We start from the raw sequence: 19,191 nt of genomic DNA, 5'->3' as shown, positions 1-19,191 counted from the left end.
ACTGAGCCTATGGACGGCAGCCTCGTGCCTGTCGCCGATTTGATTTTTAAAAGTGAAGTCGACTCGACAACAATCAACCTAGTCACCTCATTGGGCAGCCAATATGACCCAGACTTATCGAGTGAAGATAAGACTGACGAACAGCTCCAGGCTGAGCATCGCGTTGTACGCGACAGGGCTATCTTCGATAAAATCCAAGAAATTGACACAAAGATAAAAACTGACGAATATACAAAGAGGGTCGTCTTGCAGACTGGCTTTATATCCTTTGAGGGTAAACGCTACAAGGAGACCGAGTTCGGTGAAGAGTATGAAAACTACGAAGCACCGTTGTTACAAATTCCAGTAGCTGCCATTAACTTTAGATACACGAGCGATGGAGCTAATGTAGTCATTGAGCTACCCGATAGCTATGTAGAAGTATTGAGCGGCCCACTCAAAAACTACTTGCCGCAACAATACTACGATAACGTTTTTAAGTTTGTTGCCGACTCGGAAGCTGAGGGTAAGACTAGCCTCCCAATCGGAAGTGAGTTTATTGAAGATTTGTGGTCAGCAATTAGAGTGCAACTTGATAGAGTAGATGCCAAGTCCATTTCTGAATCACCAAGTTTTGATACCAGCATAGTTGCGATTACGAATAAGACTAACCACTTTTTAGCTGAAGACCTTAGGGCGATTGCTGCTCTTGAAGATGAAGACCTGATTGAGACTTCCTTAGGAAGCTGGGTATCTGACGAAGATATGGCAATAGAACAGGCCGTATCAGACGATGGCAGTACAGAGATATTCTTTCCATTCGATTATGACAAGTTCCAGCTTAAAGTATTGGGCATTACAGCCAATAAGGCCGTCATAGTCGAAGGTCCTCCTGGCACTGGTAAATCTCAAACCATTTCAAACCTACTAGTTCATTTAGCATCTACAGGAAAAAGAATATTATTCGCTAGCCAAAAAGACCAGGCGATACGTGGAGTAAAGGACAAGCTAAAAACTCTTGATGTACCATTTCTCTTCGGCTACATACCCGATAAAACCTCTAAGCTATACACGGCTGATGACGAAAAAGACAGTGCTGCGAATACGCTGATAGCGTTAAATAGAGAGTTTCAGAAAGGCAAAGTCGGCGACTTAAAAGAGCCGCTTGAGTTGCTTGCTGACCGTTCAAAGATTTTCGTAGAGAATATGAGCATTGAGCGTTCACTCTACTCGCTTTATGAAGAACGTCGAAACCTAGGCTACCTCGACCCTTATTATAATTACGGTATCGACCTAGAGTTTTATAACCAATGTTTAGATTTTGAAAAGACTATTGAGAATCTCGAGTCTGCAATCAAACAATTCGAGAATGCTCACAGTAAATTTATAAGAACAGCTGATACCAAATTTAAGGACCTTGAAATTGACTATCAAGGAACTATTGCTTCCATAGAGAACGTAAACGATTACTTCAAAACCCATATGCCAGAACGGTCTGGCTTTTTTGCGAGCAAGGTAAATGACCTAAAGCTTCGTAGTGCACTAAGAGAACACTGCAAATCCATCCCTCAAGAAATATACGTAGAGTTTGAAAAGATATTATTTTCCGACAATACAAAGTCAGCAAAACTAAAATTACTAGATGGACTTAAGGCATACTTTGTATATTCAAATGATAACCAAATATTAGCGAATACCCGTTCAGAACTCGACGAATTTCTTCAGAACAAAGATATGCCACATACTGCCCTCGCAAGCCTTAAAAAGATAGTCAGCGAACACGGTAGCGAGAACAAAGTATTCGAAGACCTCGAAAGGTATAGTGAGATTTCTGCTCATATAGACGAGGCGTCGTTATACTCCGCAAACGAGCTGAACCGAGAAATCAAAGATATTCGAAAGTTCTATAGAAAAAACATTACTAACTATGTCCGCAACCGAATACTAACAAGAGTTGGTGAAGCTAATAACAGCAAAGAGCTAAGAGCGACTTTAGCACAAGTTGCCAGAAGCCTTTCAAAGAGCAAGAAAGCAAATAAAACTTTTGACAGGCTTAAGCATAATGAAGATAACTTTAGTGCTATGTCAAAAGTTCTGCCTATCTGGATGATGAGCTTGGACGATGTGAGTCGTATTGTCCCATTGGAGATGAACGCATTTGATTACGTGATTATTGACGAAGCATCACAGTGTAATTTTGCTTATGCGTTTCCAGCAATGTACCGTGCAGAGCACACAATATTCTTTGGGGATACGTTACAAATGCGTGACGATAACATTATGTTCAAGTCTAATGACCAGCTTAATGCAATAGCAAAGAAGCATAAGATTCCTGATGTTTATCAGATTAAAGCTGAAGAAGACACAGTTAAATCAGTGATGGACATCGCAAATCTAAATGGGTTTAAGACCACAACTTTAAAGTATCACTATCGGTCCCCTAAAGAACTAATTGGCTTCTCTAATGAGGCATATTACGAACCTATCGGCCGTAAGCTTGAAGCTGTAAACGACAATATCGTCCCCTACAAAGATACTGGTCGTGTCTTGCTTAATCATTTGGTAACTCCAAATGATAATGAGGAGATGGGCAGTAGAACAAACATTGCGGAAATACACAAAATCCAACAGCTGGTAGAAGAAATTAAGATAGACCCAATTCTAAAAGACAAGTCTATAGCAATATTGACATTCTTTAACGAGCAAGCCGAAGAAATACGTAAAGCCATCCCGGATGAAGACATCAAAGTTTCGATTATTGACGGCATCCAGGGTGATGAACGCGATATTGTAATTTATTCATTTGTCATCAAAGACCCATGCGATAAGCGACGTTATATCGCGTTAACTGGCGAAGGTGGCGAAATACGTAAAGACATAGCTGCTGGCCGTGTGAACGTTGCGTTTAGTCGTGCCCGACTTCAAGTCCATTGTGTGACATCTCTTGCTACAGAGCTTTGGCCTGAGGGTATTTGGATTAAGAAGTACCTGGAGTATGTCGATAAGAACGGAGCAATATCAAGAAGGCATAGTAAAGCTGAACAGCGTTTTGATTCTCACTTCGAAGAGCAAGTTTTTAACTACTTATCGAAACAACTTGATGCGAATGAGTTTACACTGGAAACGCAAGCAGAGTCACTTGGGTTTAAAATCGACCTCGTTGTTCATCATAATGGCAGGAAGCTTGCCATCGAGTGTGATGGCCCGACTCACTTTGAAGGCGGAGACGGGCAAGTTTATGTACAGAACGACTGGGAACGTCAAGGTGCCTTAGAGGTAGCGGGATGGACCTTTTATCGTATTTCCTACTTTGATTGGGTTGACGATCAGGCAGAAGAAGAGAAAGCCTTACTGGTGCATCTAGGAGAGTTCTTTAATGATGAGCATAATGCAGGCAAGACGAGTGTCGTTAAAGAGCTAGAAAAAGAAACGGTTGCACCTGAAGATGCCCCAAAAGACACGTATATTACCGATTTCTCTGATGAACGGGTTGATAATGTGAGTCCCGTGAACGCAACACCCGCACCACGAGCAACTAGAACGAAGGCTAAGACTTCGACAAAAAAAGAGTTTAGTGTCGGAGACCGTGGTGTTGACCAAGAAGTATTTGAGGGCTACTTGCAAGCTAGGTCTGGCGGAACGATAAACATAAGATACCAAAGCACACGTCCTGGCAGTGGTAATTATTGGCGAAGTGTCAACTTAATCAAGTACGACGGTACTTATCTCTACTCGGAAGGCTCTGGTAGTTACCCTATCCGCTACCGTCGCGATCGTGTGCTTGAGTTTAAATAGACACTCATTTTACTATCTTTATTCCCAACAATATTTCACCCCTGTTAACTATATTTTATTGTTGGGCGATTTCCAAAACATAGGATTTTTAGTCGTCGGAACATTTTAGGTAGGTAGTGCGTTTACGGACTGACTAAAATACACTTTTTGATAGGTAGGGGGACTATAATGTAGACGTGGACAGCATAAGTAAGCTCACTATTGAGGGCTTTAGATTATTTAAGGCATCTCGTACAATCGAGTTTCAAAAACCCGATAACGATAAAATTGGTCTAAATGTAATTGTAGGCTCGAATAATGTAGGCAAGTCATCGGTACTCAATCTTATTGGTACGGGCTATTATAATCAGGTTAACCGTGAGGACTGGACTTCAGATAGCCCAAAGATAATTGTGGATGCGGGTGATAAAAAAGGTATTATTCAATACTCAAAAAATCAAACCAACCCTACCATTATTCAAGAGCCTGAGGGTCAATGGCCAAATATTATCAGTATGTACTTGCCCTCTGATAGACGCTGGGCATTTGAGGCATCAAACGTTTATATGGGTATGCTTGGCGGAAATCCAAATCCCACAGATACTGACCGTATTAACCAGCTTTATCAAGTGTCTCAAAACGTATCAAATAACTATGGTTCAAACCAGAACTTTGAGGAAACACGAAAGCCAAATCAGAACTTTCTCAGCACTCTACTCGTTATTTCCGAGAGCGACAACCTCACTGAAAAATATACCGATTTAGTGAGAGAGTTTATACCAAATTACACAGGTTTTGAACTACTGAGGCAAAGAGGCAATAAGTATCAAGCCCTTTATCGCTCGACCCAATCGAACCAAGTTATCGATATGGCACTGGTTGGTGATGGCGTACAAACCATTATGGTTATTTGTGCCTACTTGCTGCTTATCAGAGAAAGTCAGGCGGGTGCTATAAACGGTATTCAGCAACAAGTTAGTATGCTCGTCCTAGATGAACCTGAAGCCTCCCTACACCCCCAAGCTCAAAAGAAGCTCTATGAGTATATAAAAGAGATATCGAGAAATGTTCAGGTCATAATGGCTACACACTCACCTTATATGATAAGTTGGGATATTATACCTAAAGGTGCAAAGATAATTAGAATAGCCTCAAGCGATGGCGAGCAAGCCGAAGTGTACGAGCTTTCCAGAGATAAACACCCTGATATAAGATTTACTACACAGCCTAGGCGACAGCATAACCTAGACATTATTTCGAGAGAGATTGTTTTTGCTGATAGAGTTTTAATGGTTGAAGGTTTAGACGACGCAAATATTTTACGTGAGTATATTCTCAGTGAACATATAAGGGCGAACTTTGAAATATGCGGACACGGTGCTGATGGTGCGGGCAGTATACTTAATTGGCTAAAACTGGCGACTGCACTAGGTATTAAACCATCTGCTATTTACGATAATGACAGCGTAGCGGACTACCAGATGGCTACGGCTGTATATGGCACTGACCTTATTCAAAAATGGACAACAGACGACATACGAGATAAGCCAAAAGATAAAACTCCCAAGGTAGGCCTCTTTAATGAAGACGGTACGATTAAGGCATCTTCAAAGCAGGAGGTGGAGGGTATTATCCAAACTATTAACACGGCTCTAGTCTAGGGCGTGTAAGTCTAGTGAGGAACTAACATATTCTTATAGTTGGTATACGGGACAGCCAGTATATCCCTCCAGCGTTGCACTTCTGACCTCAATAAAGTGTAGTAGTCTATGTCGTTATGGTGTACAACTTTTGAGTGGTCTTGCACCAAAAGAAATGCCTCAGCTTGTCTGGGGTTTTTCTTTTGGTCTGGTAGGGCTCTAATTCCTGCCAAAAAAGGCCAGGGTGAAAACTGCCGGTGGCAGTTTGCAAGGAAATCTTCTCTTGAAAACTTGTTTTCAAAGAAGAAGTTTCGAGCCTGTGGAACGCTGGTAGAGTCCCCTCACCCGCACTAATAGAAAATCGAAATACCACCCCTGTTAAGCACCGAATATTTCGGTACTTTTTGCTTAGACCCATCCGATACTCTAAATATTAGCCTTGGCCTTATTGTAGTAAAATTAATTCATGACAACGAACTATTACGACACGTTAATCCAAATAGCTGAAGACTCTCCCATTGCAGTTGCGGAAGTGCCCGTAGCAAAGAATAACAAACCAACGATAGCTAGTATGCAGTACGACATGGTTGCAAATAATCCTTACCAGTTCACGTCGGACGATGTGATATTCGGGATTTATGCTAAGCGCAATCAAATAGAGCCGAGCCAAGCCGAGCGAGAAAAGTACTTTTCGAAAGGACAGCCATGCTTTCGCTCATCACCACTAGGTAAAAGATACGGTTGGGGCGTACACAGTAACTCCGAAGGCAAGATAGCTATATATCCTGCCGACTCAAGTGAGTATATACAACTCGCGAGTGACCCGACCGTAAAGCAATTAAAAGCAATGCGCTCTAAAAGAGCATAGGGAGAATACATGTTTAATACATTAAATGAAGTTAACTGGCTAATAATCTTACTTGCCACATTTGTTTATTTCATACTCGGTGCAATTTGGTTTACTCCGTTATTTGGAAAGGCATACGATGCCGGTACGGGTGTAATAAGGTCTTCTAAGCAAAAATGGCCAGCGATTTATTACTACGCACCATTTCTGAGCAGCTTGGTGGTAGCGATTGCGATAGGCGTAGTGATGTACGCATTGAATGTCCAGAACTTTGCAGATGCCGTTATCACCGGATTGCTCTTCGGAATTAGCTTAGCTGCAATTTCGTTTAGTAACGGCGTAACGCCAAACATGCCCCGACCTGTTACTTTCGGACTTGTGGTGGGCGGCTACCACCTAGTAAGTGCAATAATCGTTTCGATTATTATTTATACCCTCGGCATGTAAATAATCTGGCGAGCAAATCTCCTGATAAATTAAACATTCCTACTAACTCCCTTAGTTTATTCGTCCAGGTTATCGGGTAAAGTGGTTGAAGTACGTCGGATATGTGGCACCAAGTAAAAAGTCTCACGAAAGTGGGGCTTTTTACTTGGTTATGGGCTGAGAGATTCTAGCCTCTGGCCTCGTAAAGTCCAGGTTGAGAGCCGCCAGTGGCGGGTCGCAAGGCCGGAAACTGATTGCGAGCTATGCTTGCAGTAAGTTGAGGCGAGGGGCGAGAACCGGCAGAAGCATCGTTCCAACGAGATCGTTGCAGAGCGCCATTAGTACTTCGCAAAGAAGTTTTTGAAATCCAGGGTCCGAAATCTAGGGGCTAACGAACTCACCTCTTATTTGGGTTAGGCCCTTTAGCCGTTCATTTACTCCGTACATTTCTTACTGAGCTACCAGATGAGGCTAGTTCGTGATTCTGGTAGTATACTTGTGGTATGGATACACCATCTGATGTACCGGAGAAAACTAGGCTATCTTGGTTACGTATGACCAAAAAGTGCGGCATTATCATAGCGATTCTTGTTAGTTTACTAGCAATCACGTTTGGTGTTGTTTTCTCAGCGATGCAACAAACTACCGCAAAAAAATCTACGGCGGCAGGCAATCAATTCATAAAATCTGCTGAAACCTATGTCATGTCCACCCTTCCCAAAGCAATTTTGAAAGCGGAAGCGGAAGATTCTAAGATTGTAAATAAGGCAAATGACAGCCGTCCAGCCCCAACACCATCACTCGACACTGTGCTCACAAAAGAACAGCGCGCCGCAATGAATGCACCATATGTCTTGCCATATGAGATAAGTGCCAAATCACTTGCGTCACATGCACCACCAAAGCTTGCCGCTATTCCTGACGGTGCACAAAAGAGTGCGCAATACGCTAAGGCAGAGGCCTTACAAACAGACTTACAGGACATGTACAAGAAGATTGGCGAAAGGTATGCTGCCGAAAATTGCAGCGTAGAAGTAAGAAACGCAATCATGGCTCTAAATATGGAGATTACTGACAAAGAAGAGGCTCCTCGACGCTCTGACGCAATCGGTGTAAAAGAACTTTACGAAGAGGAGCTGCCTATTTTTGAAAAATATTATGCCCAAATCGTAAACGACCAGACGAAGGTGTGCCTTACAAACAGCAAGATGAGAATTTTTGATAGTCAATTTGCAAACATCATAAAACAACGTAGATACGTTGCAACACAAATTGGTGCTGGTGTGCGCGGCGAACCACTACACCGACCAATCCTAAGCTCAGTAAATTCATACAAAGAGATCGTCGCAATGCAGCTCTCCATGTCAATCTCAAGTTTCAACCAAACTAAAGTAGACCCCAAGACAATACTTTACGATTTTGCCGTTGAACAGTTTCCTTACCTTAAACCAGATATTCGACAGTTTATGTATTAAGACCTCGTAACATCTATCGAAAAGAAGCTAGGACTTTTGTTTTTGATATTATGCCAAATGGGATTCTGCAAACTACCATTTAGGCAGGTACCGTAGGGGGCCTCGAAAAAAATGGTGTGAAATACAGTAATTTGTGCTAGAGTTATATTCATGTCCATACAAAGTTTCGGCTTTAGCTTTTTTACCACTCCTCGCAAGGAGGCCGTGTAAGCTTTTAGCCAAAAACTACCAGCAAACACCCGCCTCCACCAGGAGGCGTTTTTAATTATAAAGATACAAGGATACATACATGCCACCGATCTTATTACCTATAGAATCATCTACCGTTGCTATTCAGGGAGAGCCGGGTTCGTTTCATGATGTCGTTGTTCGTCACTCGAGACTACTTATAAATCCGCGGATCGTTGCGTGTGAGACTTTCGAAGAAGTGCATGATAAATTAAACAAGCACGAAGTTGACTTTGGTTTTACTGCACTCGATAACACGGTCGACGGTCAGGTTCAGCCTTCTATGCAAGAATTGTTGCGAAATGATGACTCTTTTGTAGTTGAAATGTTGCGGGCACTCATTCGCCAATATCTGGCGGGGCACGAAAGTTTCTCCTCACTAGACGCACTACAAGAAGCTGGCGATAGCGTTCGTGTTATTTCACACCCAAAAGCATTAGGTCAAGCAAGGGTTGCTCTACGAAAAATACTACCCCATGCGATTTTAGAAGAAAGAAATGATACTGCTGGTGCTATGAGAGAAGTCATAGAACGAGCAGGCGAACCAGATAGGCATGGTTTACGCTACGTTGCGATTGCTGGCAAAATGGCCGTACACAAGTACCGAGATCAGGGCGCAGTGGCAATCCTTAATGATCCGGTAAGCCCAGACAATAATTACACAACCTTTGCGCTTTTATCTCCGGAGCCCCTTCTAAATCCATGGGCGACAGATACCGCACTGCACATAAAGCAGCCCGCAGACCATCCCGGGTCTCTTGAAGAAATTCTTCGCCATATGCGAAGACGAGATTTTGATATACGCCATCCATTTGCGCGTAGGAGTCTCGGCCTAAACCTAAGCGCTATTGATAGCATATCTGAAGCAAGAACGGCAGCTCGCTACAGTTTCTACATGAATGTCGTGGCTGCACTCACACATTCAAGCGTACAGACCGCAATACAGCAACTTGAACGGGCCGGCAATGCAGTGCGAGTTATTGGTAGCTACAGTAGCTCGCAAATTGATGACCCCGAGAAAGCTCTATTGGCCGTATAAAGTAAAGCGGCCTAATGACCGCTTTACATCCTAGCGCATATTACTTACTAGTCATCCATGTCGTCATGCTCGTGTTCACGATCACCGTGATGACCGTGGTGGTCCACAACGTGCTCAACATACGATACGCACTTCCCTTGATTTTGGAAGCCCCAGTGGTCGACCGTCATAAGCCTTTGCCAGCCACCGTTTTTGCACTGATTTTTCGTAGTAACGACTTTCTTGAGAGTGTAAAGTTTATCATTTGGCTGGATGCCAGGATGTGACACCATGTACTGCCCTCGGACGTCATTGACACTAACAGCCTTTGTGCTGTCATCTACATATATGTGGGCAACGTCCGAATGATTACTTATGCCCTTCACTGTTAGACTGGCTGGCATGGTAACGCCCGAACCTAAGTCCACATCCACACTGCCCCATACGTTTGCAGCAGTCGTTAGATTACGCACCGTGACTTCGGAGCCATTGACGACCAGTCCGTTTCGGCTATTGTTCTTAAGTATTACACTCACTAGTTTCACGCCGGATGATTGAAAAACATTAATACCGTGTAACTTAACACCCGCTGTACCATCGATGGTAAGGTTACGAACGGTAACGCTATTCATTCCAACAACACCGAGTGCGGCATTATTATCATTGTCTGTCTTTGTGAAATTTGGAGATATGGTATGCCCACCGCCCTTCACTACTGTGTTTGATGGCACATTTATTTGTGCTGTACTTGTACAGTCAGCAGTCAGTTTCCAGACGCCAGCGATACTATCGTCGAAAGAGCAGCCGTTTACGGTAGTTAGTGCGCTTACGCTACTGGTCGAAAAAGCTGCCGCCGCAAGAAATCCAAGCACGACTAGCCCTGTTGTAAGATACTTTCTCATAAACCCTCCTTTAGATGGTGCTTATAGTTTAAACCTATTGCTCAGGAATAAGTGTGTTTTATCTTACAAAATAGTTACGGTAAGCTGGCGCATTTGCACGGCTTGAGTTTACACCTCTGTTAGGCTACAATAGCCTGTTAGTGTGGCTCTTTAGCTCAGTTGGTAGAGCAGAGGCCTGAAGAGCCTTGTGTCCCCAGTTCGAGTCTGGGAGGAGCCACCAAGTAAAAACCTCAGTGAAAGCTGAGGTTTTTACTTGTCTAGCGATAGCTAGGCGAAGAAAAGCTCTAGCTTATTGCAGTACCAAAAGCGCGGCCGATGGCGTATGTCACCGCCATAGCCGTTATACCGCCGACCAGTACGCGAAGTACGGCGGCACGTTTGTTGGCGCCACCAAATTTTGCGCTGTAGTAACCGGTGAGGAACAGCCCCGCAATGACTGCCAGCAGTGTGGTCTTTATGCGGGTACTATCGGGCGAGGCAACCGCCGCCGTGAGCGGTATGAGCGCCCCCAGCCCAAACGAAAAGAACGAGGCGATACCAGCTGTCATGGGGTTAGTGAGGTCGTTTTCGTCAAGCTTCAGTTCGGCCTCAAGGTGCGCTTTTACCGGGTCATCGGCGCTCAGTTCGCGCGCAAACTGAAGCGCGGTTTTGCGTGAAACGCCCTTTGCTTCATAAAACGCTGCCAAGTCTTCCAGCTGACCAGCCGGATCTTTTTCCAACAGTTTCTTTTCGCGCGCTATGAATGCACGCTCGGTGTCACGCTGCGTGCTAACCGATATGTACTCGCCGACCGCCATGCTAATAGCCCCGGCAATTAGTCCAGCGAGGCCGGCCGTAAATATTGCACCCTTGTTGTTGGTAGCACCTGCCACACCAAAGATGAGCCCTGCGGTACTAACAACGCCATCGTTTGCGCCAAGCACGGCCGCGCGAAGTCCATTGAGCTTGTCGTTTTGTGAAAGTGCTAGTTTTTTCTTGAGTTCGTCCATAGGTGCCTTCTTTTCTTATATATTGAAAAATTAATTGGTCAGTATCTTTGAGATACGTTTGGTGGGATTGGAGGGGCTCGACCCACCTTCGGCGGGCTCGGAACTTCACGGCGTCAGGCACAGCCTGACCCGGAAGTTTCCCTTGCGACCCGCCACTGGCGGGTCTCACCCCGACTTGCGTCAATGTGAATGCTGCGACCAACGCCAACTGAGCTACAATCCCTATCCAAGAGGCCTAGCCGCATCCTGCGGCCCCGGAAGTTCACTGTTGCAAACAAGTTTGCACCGGAACATTCCCTTGCCGACAGTCACTGACTATCCTCACCTCTTCGCCGATTCGGAATAAATCCGAATACTGCTCTCCTCCTGCCCTAAAGCTCGGCTATCGCCTCGTTGACGATACAGGATGCTTCGGTTGCACTAGCAAGTATACGCTAGTCTTTTGGTGATGTGGAGAGGTGCCATAGGTGGCAGTGGCGGCAGTGATAGGCGTGGGGGCGGCGGCCGTACCAGTATTCACTTGTGGTAGCCGTGGCTGCAGCCTGTTTTTTTGTGTCAAAGGCAATCTTGTCTGCACAGGGTAGTTTTACTTCATCTTTATCGTCCATATCTGTTATTGTACCCCAATGCCAGTTTAGTTTTCGTCTAACCAGTTATTTTTTCCTTACTACCGTTTCTCCGGTCGTGTGATCACGTGTCAACTGACCTAGCAAAGTGAGCATTTCAACGCGTAAACCTTCTAAGGGCAGTACGATTCCCTCGTAACTGGTGGGCGGCAGCTCTGCTCTCTCGGCAGCGCTATATCGCCTAACGAGCCCTAAATCCTCCAGATCTTCACGAGGTAACAGATAGTATACTGTAGTCACGCTTGGAGCATGTCTTGGTATGTTTGTACGGCAGGCGCGACACGGCTCCATTGTCGAGACGATTGTATCAATACTCGATCTAGGCAAGCCTAAGCTCGCGCTCAAGATTGCATATATTTCAGCGTGCAGCTCTGGGGCATTTAGTCTTTTATCTGATGCTACTCCAATCCCGCACGTCCATACGGAAGAGAGAGCAACCGCACCGACAGGTACATCGATACCACGCTGTTCCCATGCTGCACGTGCGATAGTCACCGCATACCTGGCCGCTTCCTCAATATGCGATGGGACTGTCATTTCCATATATCTATACTATACCATATTTTTTTATATTACGATATTTGCTGTAGTGATTGTTTGGTGCTCTAAAAAAACTCTGTTGATTCTCTAGAACCCTTGTTTGATACCGGCATTAGGCCAGGGACAATAGATCGTACTAGCAAAGCCACCTTAGGCGGAGTGCATTTGCCCAACTATCACGGCCTCGTACGGCTGAAGTTTAAGCTGATTTTTTCGAGATATACCGGCCGAGCATGACTGCATCGAGGACATTAGAATATGGCTTCCCGGTGGCAGGTCATAACTGCGGCGTCGATTGGAAAAATTCAGGACTATAAGCAGCTGTTCATTACCAAGCATCCGGGCAAAAGAAAACACGTGCGGGTTTGTTGCATCGAGTGTTTCATAGCCACCATGCTTGAGCACGTTGCTCCGAGAACGGAAGTCGAGAAGCCAACGGTAGAGCGAAAGAAACGTATCATGTTTTTGCGACATTGTCGCAATGTTGCACTGTTCATGCTGGCCAGCAAGGGGTAGCCATGGCTTGGCATCACTGAAGCCAGCATACTGACCGCCGTCCCACTGCATCGGCGTACGTTCAGGGTCACGCCCTAGGCCTAAACCAGGCTTAATAGCGTTGAGTGGGTCTTGTTCTTCGTCGGGAGCGATGTAGGCATTTTTCATTCCAAGTTCATCACCATAGTACATAACCGGCAGCCCCGGCAGTGTTGTCTGTAATATAGCTATGAGGCTCGCCTGACGCTCGCCAACCCGTGAAACCAGTCGCGGCTGGTCATGGTTGCCAAAACAGTAAACAGGGGTGTGCTGCGATGGGTCGATAAAGCCTTGAAACTCAGTTATGAACCCTCTGAAATGTTGCGCCGTAAAGGTAGCATTTATGCCTTCGAAATTAAATGGCATGCTCACGCGCGGGTTCACCCCATAAAAGCCAAGATATTGGTCGCGCGTGGTAAAGACGCCGTCGGGGTAGTCTTCAAATATCATAATTCGGTCAGGATACTGCTCGACAACATCGGTGAGCTCACGCAAATAGTCAAATAAGTGCGGTCCAAAACGACTGTGCACGTGAAGCAGCCTCCAGTACGGATCCGCGCTGGGCGTCTCTATAAATGCAGGATTAAGCGGATCGTCACGTAAGTGTTCATCCTTGGAAATCCAGCGCACCGCATCTGCCCGCATTCCGTCTACGCCTAGGTCAAACCAAAACCGCAGAACTCGCTGCATTTCACGGCGAACGTCTGGGTTTTCCCAGTTCCAGTCAGGCTGCTCTTTGAGGAATGTATGTAGGTAGTACTGCCCGGTCGCTTCATCCCACTCCCAGGCAGAGCCACCGAATATGCTAATCCAGTTGTTTGGTGGGGAGCCGTCTGGTTTGGCATCACGCCAGACATAATAGTCACGTTTTGGGTTATCACGGGAAGATTTCGACTCCTGAAACCACGGGTGCTGGTCAGATGAATGGTTCGGCACAAAATCTATCATGACTTTAATGTCTCGCTCGTGTGCTTTTGCTATAAGCTCCTTGAAGTCATCAAGACTGCCAAACAGTGGATCTATGTTGCAGTAGTCACTCACATCATAGCCAAAGTCGGCCATGGGGCTCGGAAAAAAAGGCGAGAACCACACCGCATCTACCCCAAGTGAATCTGGCTCCCCCTTCAAGTACGGCAGTCGACGAATAATCCCCTGCAGGTCGCCCACACCATCCCCATTGCTATCCTGAAAGCTACGCGGATAAATCTGGTAAATCGCATTCACATCTTTCCAGGTTTTCATGTTTATTCCTTGCTTATGTGTGTCATTATACTTCTCTTGTCGAGCGGCGTCGAGCGGCACTCTTATCCAACGCAAAATGAGCCTGAACCGCCTATCAGGTTCTAAAATACTATGAGCCTGAAATATCGACAGCTGGCATAGCATGGGAGGATGACTATTACTATGCAGCAACACACGCTACCAACTATTGAAGAACTCAGACAGTTTGTCTCAGGCACTCAGTCACTTGACCTTACAATCGTACATAAGCAAGAGGCTTATGCCTGGTTACAGCAACTGGTCGTTCGTCTTGACTACCAGCACTTGGGCAAAAAAGACAAAGGCGTCGTTCGAGAATACGCCATAGCCGTCACGGGGTACAGCCGTGCCCAGGTGACTCGGCTTATTGGACAGTACCTGCGGACTGGCTGTATTGCGCTGGAGCCAGTGAACATGAGAAACCAGTTTGCACTGCGCTACACGCGTGAAGACATTGGGCTGCTAGCAGAGCTGGATGATGCCCATGATCGGCTCAGTGGCAAAGCGGCAAAAGTTCTAGCCCAACGAGCCTTTGTGACATTTGGCGATGCACGCTACGAACGACTTAGCGCAATCTCCGTCAGCCACATATACAATCTACGTGGCACCGTAACATACCGTAACCAAAGCCATACGTTCACCAAAACGCAAGCAACAACAATAGCTATTGGCGAGCGCCGCAAACCACGCCCGAACGGTCAACCTGGCTTCATCCGTATAGATACTGTCCACCAGGGAGATAAGGACAAAGAAAAGGGTGTGTACCACATCAATCTGGTTGATGAAGTTACCCAGTGGGAGGTGGTGGTCGCGGTCGAGAGAATCACTGAGCGTTACATGCTGCCAGCCCTCGAAGCAGCTTTGGTGCTGTTCCCATTTGTCATTGTAGAATTCCACGCCGACAATGGCTCGGAGTACATCAACAAACAAGTTGCTGCCCTCCTGAAAGCAATGCTCATCAAGCTCAGTAAGTCTCGAGCCTACCAAAGCGGAGACAATGGATTGGTTGAAACCAAGAATGGTAGCATTATCCGAAAAGCCCTAGGCTATGCGCATATACCCAGGGAATATGCTCCGGATATTAACAGCTGGTACTGTACGTGGTTTGTGCCCTACCTGAACTTCCACCGACCCTGCGGTTACCGCATAACGAGCGTTGACTCAAAGACGGGCAAGAGGACACATCGCTACCCAGTCAATGGGTACATGGTACCGTACGAGAAGCTGAAGTCATTGCCAGACGCCAAACAATACCTGAAGACAGGCAGCAGTTTTGAGAAACTAGACGAAGTGGCGTATGCTGAAAGTGATACAGCTTGGGCGATAGCCATGAACAAAGCAAAAGACCAGTTGTTGAAGACACTATATACAAAACGCTAGCTGTTTGTTTCTGGTAGCTTCAGGCTCATTCTTGGATTGGAATATACTGCGGCGTATAGTAAAAAACATGAAAAAGCAATCACCGCCCCGACAACCGATTGTATTAATCCTGCTTGGTTCCTCCCTGACTACGCTTGGCCTCTGTATGCTCGTCATCATAATTACGAACGCTCACCCTTCAGCGTACTTACGTATCTTGCAGCTAGTTTTCAGCCTCACTGGAATTTGTATTATCTTCGCTGGCGTAGCAATGTTACGAAAAAAGCAGTCCTAGGCATACCCTCCCCCAGCTTGTACCCACTGCAATCGAGCAACACTTGCAGAGCGGACAAAACTCTCATATCTTTAGTTTCGGGAGCCTTGGGAGGACAGTCCTCCCAAGGTTGGAAATGTGTTGTGATATGTTACTGGCGGGAGAGGCGGAGGCTACGATAGTATTTCGCGCATCACGTACACGCCCGTTACGAGGGACACATGTCGGTTTTACCGTTGACGCGGCGGGGGCGACAGCATACGCTTAAAGCATATGCTAGATAACGAGCTGTTCGACAAAGCAATGGCCGCGGCCGAACAGGCGGCGCGAAAACTACTACCCGCAAAACACGTACCATTGTCGGCCACAGATGTTGCTACTGCTCGATCTTACATTGCCGACTATTGGGTAAAGCTGGAGCGTTACCATCCAGCAGATGATGAAAGCTTGCTCGGCATGCCAAACCCATACCTTGTGCCCAGCTACGATGAAACGGCCAGCTTTGACTATAACGAACTGTACTACTGGGATAGTTACTTTATGGTACAAGGCATATTAGATGAACCGCACCGAGACTTAGTCATCGGCATACTAGAGAATCTGCTGTATTTGTTTGAGCGGTTTGGAGCTGTCCCAAATGCTTCTCGAACGTACCTAACCGGGCGGTCACAACCGCCGCTCCTAACCAGTTTTATATTTGATGTTTACAGTGCCTATTCCCTTAGTGAAACTTGGTTAAAAAAAGCAATATCCGTTGCGCAGGAAGAATATCGCGTCGTATGGTGCGGCACAAAGAAGCCCAACGAACGGCTTGTGTACAAAAATCTCAGCCGCTACTACGATATTAACCACCTTCATGACCTTGCCGAGGCCGAAAGCGGCTGGGATATGACCCCACGGTTTAACCGCAGGGCGCTACATTATCTTCCGGTCGACTTAAATGCGCTGCTTTATAAATATGAGACCGATTTTGCCCGCGCTGAAAGAATTTTTGGCAACGAAGAGGGGGCAAAAAAATGGCTTACGGCAGCCGAGAGCCGCAAAAAAACCATGAATGAACTCATGTGGGACCAACTACGTGGCCTGTACTACGACTATGACTTTAAAAAACAGAGACGCGGTAACATAAGTAGTCTAGCGGCATATTTCCCCATGTGGGCTGGAATGGTAAGCGAAAAACGGGCTGCAAATCTCGTGAAAGCACTGCGGCGATTTGAAAATAAAGGCGGTCTCGCTACAACCGACGCTTTACCACTTGGGCAGTTTGTGCCCGGTAGCATGCCCGTCCAGTGGGCCTTCCCGAATGGCTGGGCACCGCTCCACTTCATTGTCGTGGAAGGCCTGTTGAAATACGGCTACCGTGAGGACGCTGAACGAATTGCTACGAAATGGCTCCACACCAACCTTGACTGGTTCAATGAACATGGCGTGTTTCTGGAAAAATACAATGTGGTTAGCCCCGACAAACCACCGCAAAAAGGCGTGTACCCCAGCCAAACCGGCTTCGGCTGGACAAACGCCGTGTTTGAACGGTTTTGCCAAGAGTTTATAGACGTGAAGTCGGCCAACCCGTAGCTTCCTCGGGCTTACTACTCGGGTTTATTTGCTTTTCCGCCGCTAAGCCGACGGGTATTACCAGGATTATCGTGGTTATACAGTACTTGGTGCAAAATGCCCATGACCGCTTTTGCTTGGTCGTAGCTCATGCCAATCCGCGAAATAGTCAGGTGCGGCGCATCTGGCCCGGCTGTCTGAGAGAAGTTGACTATAACTCCCTGCTTGTTGGAAACAACTTCCACGCTATCGCTGTACATTACTCGCGGGTCAAGCATTATCATCATGGCGGCAGTACGCTGACGAGCATCGTCTTGCTCGGTGTGGGCGTGCGGTTCGCTATCTTCATGTTGATGGTAGCCGGCCAAGTGCCAGAGCTCATCTGCGTTATCGTCCTCTAGTCCAAAGTGACTAATGAGTAGTAAGAGTATGTCTTCGCTGGGGCGGTCTTTGCCCGCCTCTATGTTTGAAAGATATTTTTCTTCAATTTCCACTGCACCAGATACCTCTGCAACACTTTCGCGGTGCGCTTCACGGAGCTTGCGAAGCTTTTTGCCGAGTAGGCTGTATGGTGCGGACGTATCTTTCTGTGCCATAGGCTTTCTATTCTATCCCTGTTAGGGCCGATGTGCAAGAGCGATACTGGGTGTATACTGGGGTTATGCTCACCATAAACGAACACGTTTCTCTTGCCAGCTACTCTACCATGCGCCTTGGCGGCGAGGCAGCCTATCTTACCGAAATCCATACGCGCGAAGACCTAAAGGAAGCCTTCCGCTGGGCTAGTGAGAAGGAGCTGCCCATGCTCATGATTGGAGGCGGTAGTAACATCGTCTGGCGGGACGAAGGTTTTCCGGGACTCATTATGGTAAATCGTATACTTGGCTACGAAGATTACGTGTCGCTCGACAGCCACTTCATAACCGTTGGGGCTGGCGAAATCTGGGATACGGTGGTCGGTCGCAGCGTAGCTGCCGGGCTCACGGGCATTGAAGCACTCAGTCTCATTCCGGGCACTGCCGGGGCAACACCGGTACAAAATGTTGGAGCATACGGCCAGGAAATCGCCCAAACTATCACTAGCGTCGAAGTATTTGACCGTACCACCGGTCAGCTGACCACTGTGCCAACAGAGGCCTGCGGGTTCTCCTACCGCCATAGCCTGTTTCAGACCGAATACCGCGAGCGGTTTTTCATAACTGCCATTACACTTCACCTCACAGCCGGAAACCCCTTCCCGCCTTACTACAGTGCTGTCGAGAAGTACCTCGCCGAGCACCCAGTGAATGGGCCTGTGACCCCAAGGGTCATTCGCGATGCCGTCATTGACATTCGCAGCACCAAGCTACCAGACCCAGCGCTCGTCGCAAATAACGGCTCGTTTTTCGCAAACCCAATCGTAGACGGAAAAACATTCATTGAACTCATAGAAACCTACCCCACCATGCCCAACTACCCAAGCGAAGGCGGTGGCGTCAAAATCCCCGCTGCCTGGCTGATTGAACAAGTGGGCTACAAAGACGTGCACGATAGCAGGACTGGCATGGCAACATGGCCCGCCCAACCACTTGTACTCGTCAACGAACACGCCAAAAGCACCGCTGACCTCCTGAAATTCCGCGATGAAATTACCCAAGCCGTCCAATCTCGCTTTGGTATCACCCTCTGTCAAGAACCCGAACTCCTCCCGTAGCTTGCGTACAACTATACAAAAGCGGTACTATATAGGAAGTACGGAGCGAATGTAATGGACAGATAATGGTAGG

General features: G+C 46.7%; 16 protein-coding genes and 1 tRNA gene. 11 read left to right on the top strand and 6 right to left on the bottom strand.

The annotated features are described in order from the left end of the window. Positions 1–9: 9 nt before the first annotated feature. The 6 genes from IPP75_05390 to IPP75_05365 all read left to right on the top strand — a co-directional run bounded on the left by IPP75_05390 (position 10) and on the right by IPP75_05365 (position 9,408). The gene (locus tag IPP75_05390; protein QQS69317.1) at positions 10–3,774 is read left to right on the top strand and encodes a hypothetical protein; all 3,765 of its coding nucleotides are present in this window, start codon (positions 10–12) and stop codon (positions 3,772–3,774) included. A gap of 176 nt (positions 3,775–3,950) precedes the next feature. Beyond that, entirely contained in the window at positions 3,951–5,414 is a 1,464-nt protein-coding gene (locus IPP75_05385; GenBank protein QQS69316.1) for an AAA family ATPase, read from the top strand. Positions 5,415–5,859: 445 nt separating this feature from the next. Continuing rightward, the gene (locus tag IPP75_05380; GenBank protein QQS69315.1) at positions 5,860–6,261 is read left to right on the top strand and encodes a hypothetical protein; all 402 of its coding nucleotides are present in this window, start codon (positions 5,860–5,862) and stop codon (positions 6,259–6,261) included. A 9-nt stretch (positions 6,262–6,270) separates the two neighbouring features. Beyond that, on the top strand, positions 6,271–6,687 hold the full coding sequence (locus tag IPP75_05375) for a DUF1761 domain-containing protein (protein QQS69314.1): 417 nt from the start codon (positions 6,271–6,273) through the stop codon (positions 6,685–6,687). Positions 6,688–7,169: 482 nt separating this feature from the next. After that, positions 7,170–8,141, top strand: a complete 972-nt coding sequence (locus IPP75_05370; protein QQS69313.1) for a hypothetical protein — start codon at positions 7,170–7,172, stop codon at positions 8,139–8,141. Positions 8,142–8,430: 289 nt separating this feature from the next. Next, entirely contained in the window at positions 8,431–9,408 is a 978-nt protein-coding gene (locus IPP75_05365) for a hypothetical protein (GenBank protein QQS69312.1), read from the top strand. Between the two features lie 47 nt (positions 9,409–9,455). Here IPP75_05365 and IPP75_05360 read toward each other — a convergent pair whose 3' ends face one another. Beyond that, positions 9,456–10,289 carry a hypothetical protein gene (locus IPP75_05360; GenBank protein QQS69311.1) on the bottom strand — a complete coding sequence of 278 codons (834 nt, stop codon included), beginning with the start codon at positions 10,287–10,289 and terminating at the stop codon, positions 9,456–9,458. 144 nt (positions 10,290–10,433) lie between these two features. On the opposite strand from IPP75_05360, the gene IPP75_05355 reads away from it, so the two are divergent. Beyond that, a tRNA-Phe gene (locus IPP75_05355) sits at positions 10,434–10,509 on the top strand. Between the two features lie 64 nt (positions 10,510–10,573). Here IPP75_05355 and IPP75_05350 read toward each other — a convergent pair. The 4 genes from IPP75_05350 to IPP75_05335 form a co-directional block, all read right to left on the bottom strand. Then, positions 10,574–11,278, bottom strand: coding sequence for a VIT family protein (locus IPP75_05350; protein ID QQS69310.1), 705 nt, complete (start codon positions 11,276–11,278; stop codon positions 10,574–10,576). 434 nt (positions 11,279–11,712) lie between these two features. Continuing rightward, a complete protein-coding gene (locus IPP75_05345; GenBank protein QQS69309.1) occupies positions 11,713–11,886 on the bottom strand; it encodes a hypothetical protein in 174 nt (57 codons plus the stop codon). Positions 11,887–11,931: 45 nt separating this feature from the next. Continuing rightward, positions 11,932–12,441, bottom strand: coding sequence for a hypothetical protein (locus tag IPP75_05340; GenBank protein ID QQS69308.1), 510 nt, complete (start codon positions 12,439–12,441; stop codon positions 11,932–11,934). A gap of 153 nt (positions 12,442–12,594) precedes the next feature. Next, complete coding sequence (locus IPP75_05335) at positions 12,595–14,220, bottom strand: alpha-glucosidase C-terminal domain-containing protein (GenBank protein QQS69307.1); 1,626 nt, start codon at positions 14,218–14,220, stop codon at positions 12,595–12,597. A 150-nt stretch (positions 14,221–14,370) separates the two neighbouring features. Here IPP75_05335 and IPP75_05330 point away from each other — a divergent pair, with 150 nt between their 5' ends. From IPP75_05330 to IPP75_05320, 3 genes are all read left to right on the top strand, one after another. Then, on the top strand, positions 14,371–15,618 hold the full coding sequence (locus IPP75_05330) for a transposase family protein (GenBank protein ID QQS69306.1): 1,248 nt from the start codon (positions 14,371–14,373) through the stop codon (positions 15,616–15,618). A gap of 67 nt (positions 15,619–15,685) precedes the next feature. Next, positions 15,686–15,892, top strand: coding sequence for a hypothetical protein (locus IPP75_05325; protein QQS69305.1), 207 nt, complete (start codon positions 15,686–15,688; stop codon positions 15,890–15,892). A gap of 252 nt (positions 15,893–16,144) precedes the next feature. After that, entirely contained in the window at positions 16,145–17,446 is a 1,302-nt protein-coding gene (locus IPP75_05320) for an alpha,alpha-trehalase (protein ID QQS69304.1), read from the top strand. 14 nt (positions 17,447–17,460) lie between these two features. Here IPP75_05320 and IPP75_05315 read toward each other — a convergent pair whose 3' ends face one another. Further along, complete coding sequence (locus IPP75_05315) at positions 17,461–18,021, bottom strand: helix-turn-helix transcriptional regulator (protein ID QQS69303.1); 561 nt, start codon at positions 18,019–18,021, stop codon at positions 17,461–17,463. Between the two features lie 65 nt (positions 18,022–18,086). Here IPP75_05315 and murB point away from each other — a divergent pair, with 65 nt between their 5' ends. Further along, entirely contained in the window at positions 18,087–19,118 is a 1,032-nt protein-coding gene (gene murB, locus IPP75_05310) for a UDP-N-acetylmuramate dehydrogenase (GenBank protein QQS69302.1), read from the top strand. Positions 19,119–19,191: the final 73 nt, after the last annotated feature.

The organism is Candidatus Saccharibacteria bacterium (assembly GCA_016700375.1).
Lineage (GTDB): Bacteria > Patescibacteriota > Saccharimonadia > Saccharimonadales > UBA4665 > JAGXIT01.
The sequence above is the reverse complement of the archived record's forward strand: the minus strand, read 5'-3'. Positions and strand labels throughout refer to the sequence as shown.

Coding starts and splice junctions, on each gene's coding strand:
- IPP75_05390 (QQS69317.1), top strand. CDS start 10: ATGGACGGCAGCCTCGTGCCTGTCGCCGATTTGATTTTTAAAAGTGAA.
- IPP75_05380 (QQS69315.1), top strand. CDS start 5,860: ATGACAACGAACTATTACGACACGTTAATCCAAATAGCTGAAGACTCT.
- IPP75_05375 (QQS69314.1), top strand. CDS start 6,271: ATGTTTAATACATTAAATGAAGTTAACTGGCTAATAATCTTACTTGCC.
- IPP75_05370 (QQS69313.1), top strand. CDS start 7,170: ATGGATACACCATCTGATGTACCGGAGAAAACTAGGCTATCTTGGTTA.
- IPP75_05365 (QQS69312.1), top strand. CDS start 8,431: ATGCCACCGATCTTATTACCTATAGAATCATCTACCGTTGCTATTCAG.
- IPP75_05360 (QQS69311.1), bottom strand. CDS start 10,289: ATGAGAAAGTATCTTACAACAGGGCTAGTCGTGCTTGGATTTCTTGCG.
- IPP75_05350 (QQS69310.1), bottom strand. CDS start 11,278: ATGGACGAACTCAAGAAAAAACTAGCACTTTCACAAAACGACAAGCTC.
- IPP75_05345 (QQS69309.1), bottom strand. CDS start 11,886: ATGGACGATAAAGATGAAGTAAAACTACCCTGTGCAGACAAGATTGCC.
- IPP75_05340 (QQS69308.1), bottom strand. CDS start 12,441: ATGACAGTCCCATCGCATATTGAGGAAGCGGCCAGGTATGCGGTGACT.
- IPP75_05335 (QQS69307.1), bottom strand. CDS start 14,220: ATGAAAACCTGGAAAGATGTGAATGCGATTTACCAGATTTATCCGCGT.
- IPP75_05330 (QQS69306.1), top strand. CDS start 14,371: ATGACTATTACTATGCAGCAACACACGCTACCAACTATTGAAGAACTC.
- IPP75_05325 (QQS69305.1), top strand. CDS start 15,686: ATGAAAAAGCAATCACCGCCCCGACAACCGATTGTATTAATCCTGCTT.
- IPP75_05320 (QQS69304.1), top strand. CDS start 16,145: ATGCTAGATAACGAGCTGTTCGACAAAGCAATGGCCGCGGCCGAACAG.
- IPP75_05315 (QQS69303.1), bottom strand. CDS start 18,021: ATGGCACAGAAAGATACGTCCGCACCATACAGCCTACTCGGCAAAAAG.
- murB (QQS69302.1), top strand. CDS start 18,087: ATGCTCACCATAAACGAACACGTTTCTCTTGCCAGCTACTCTACCATG.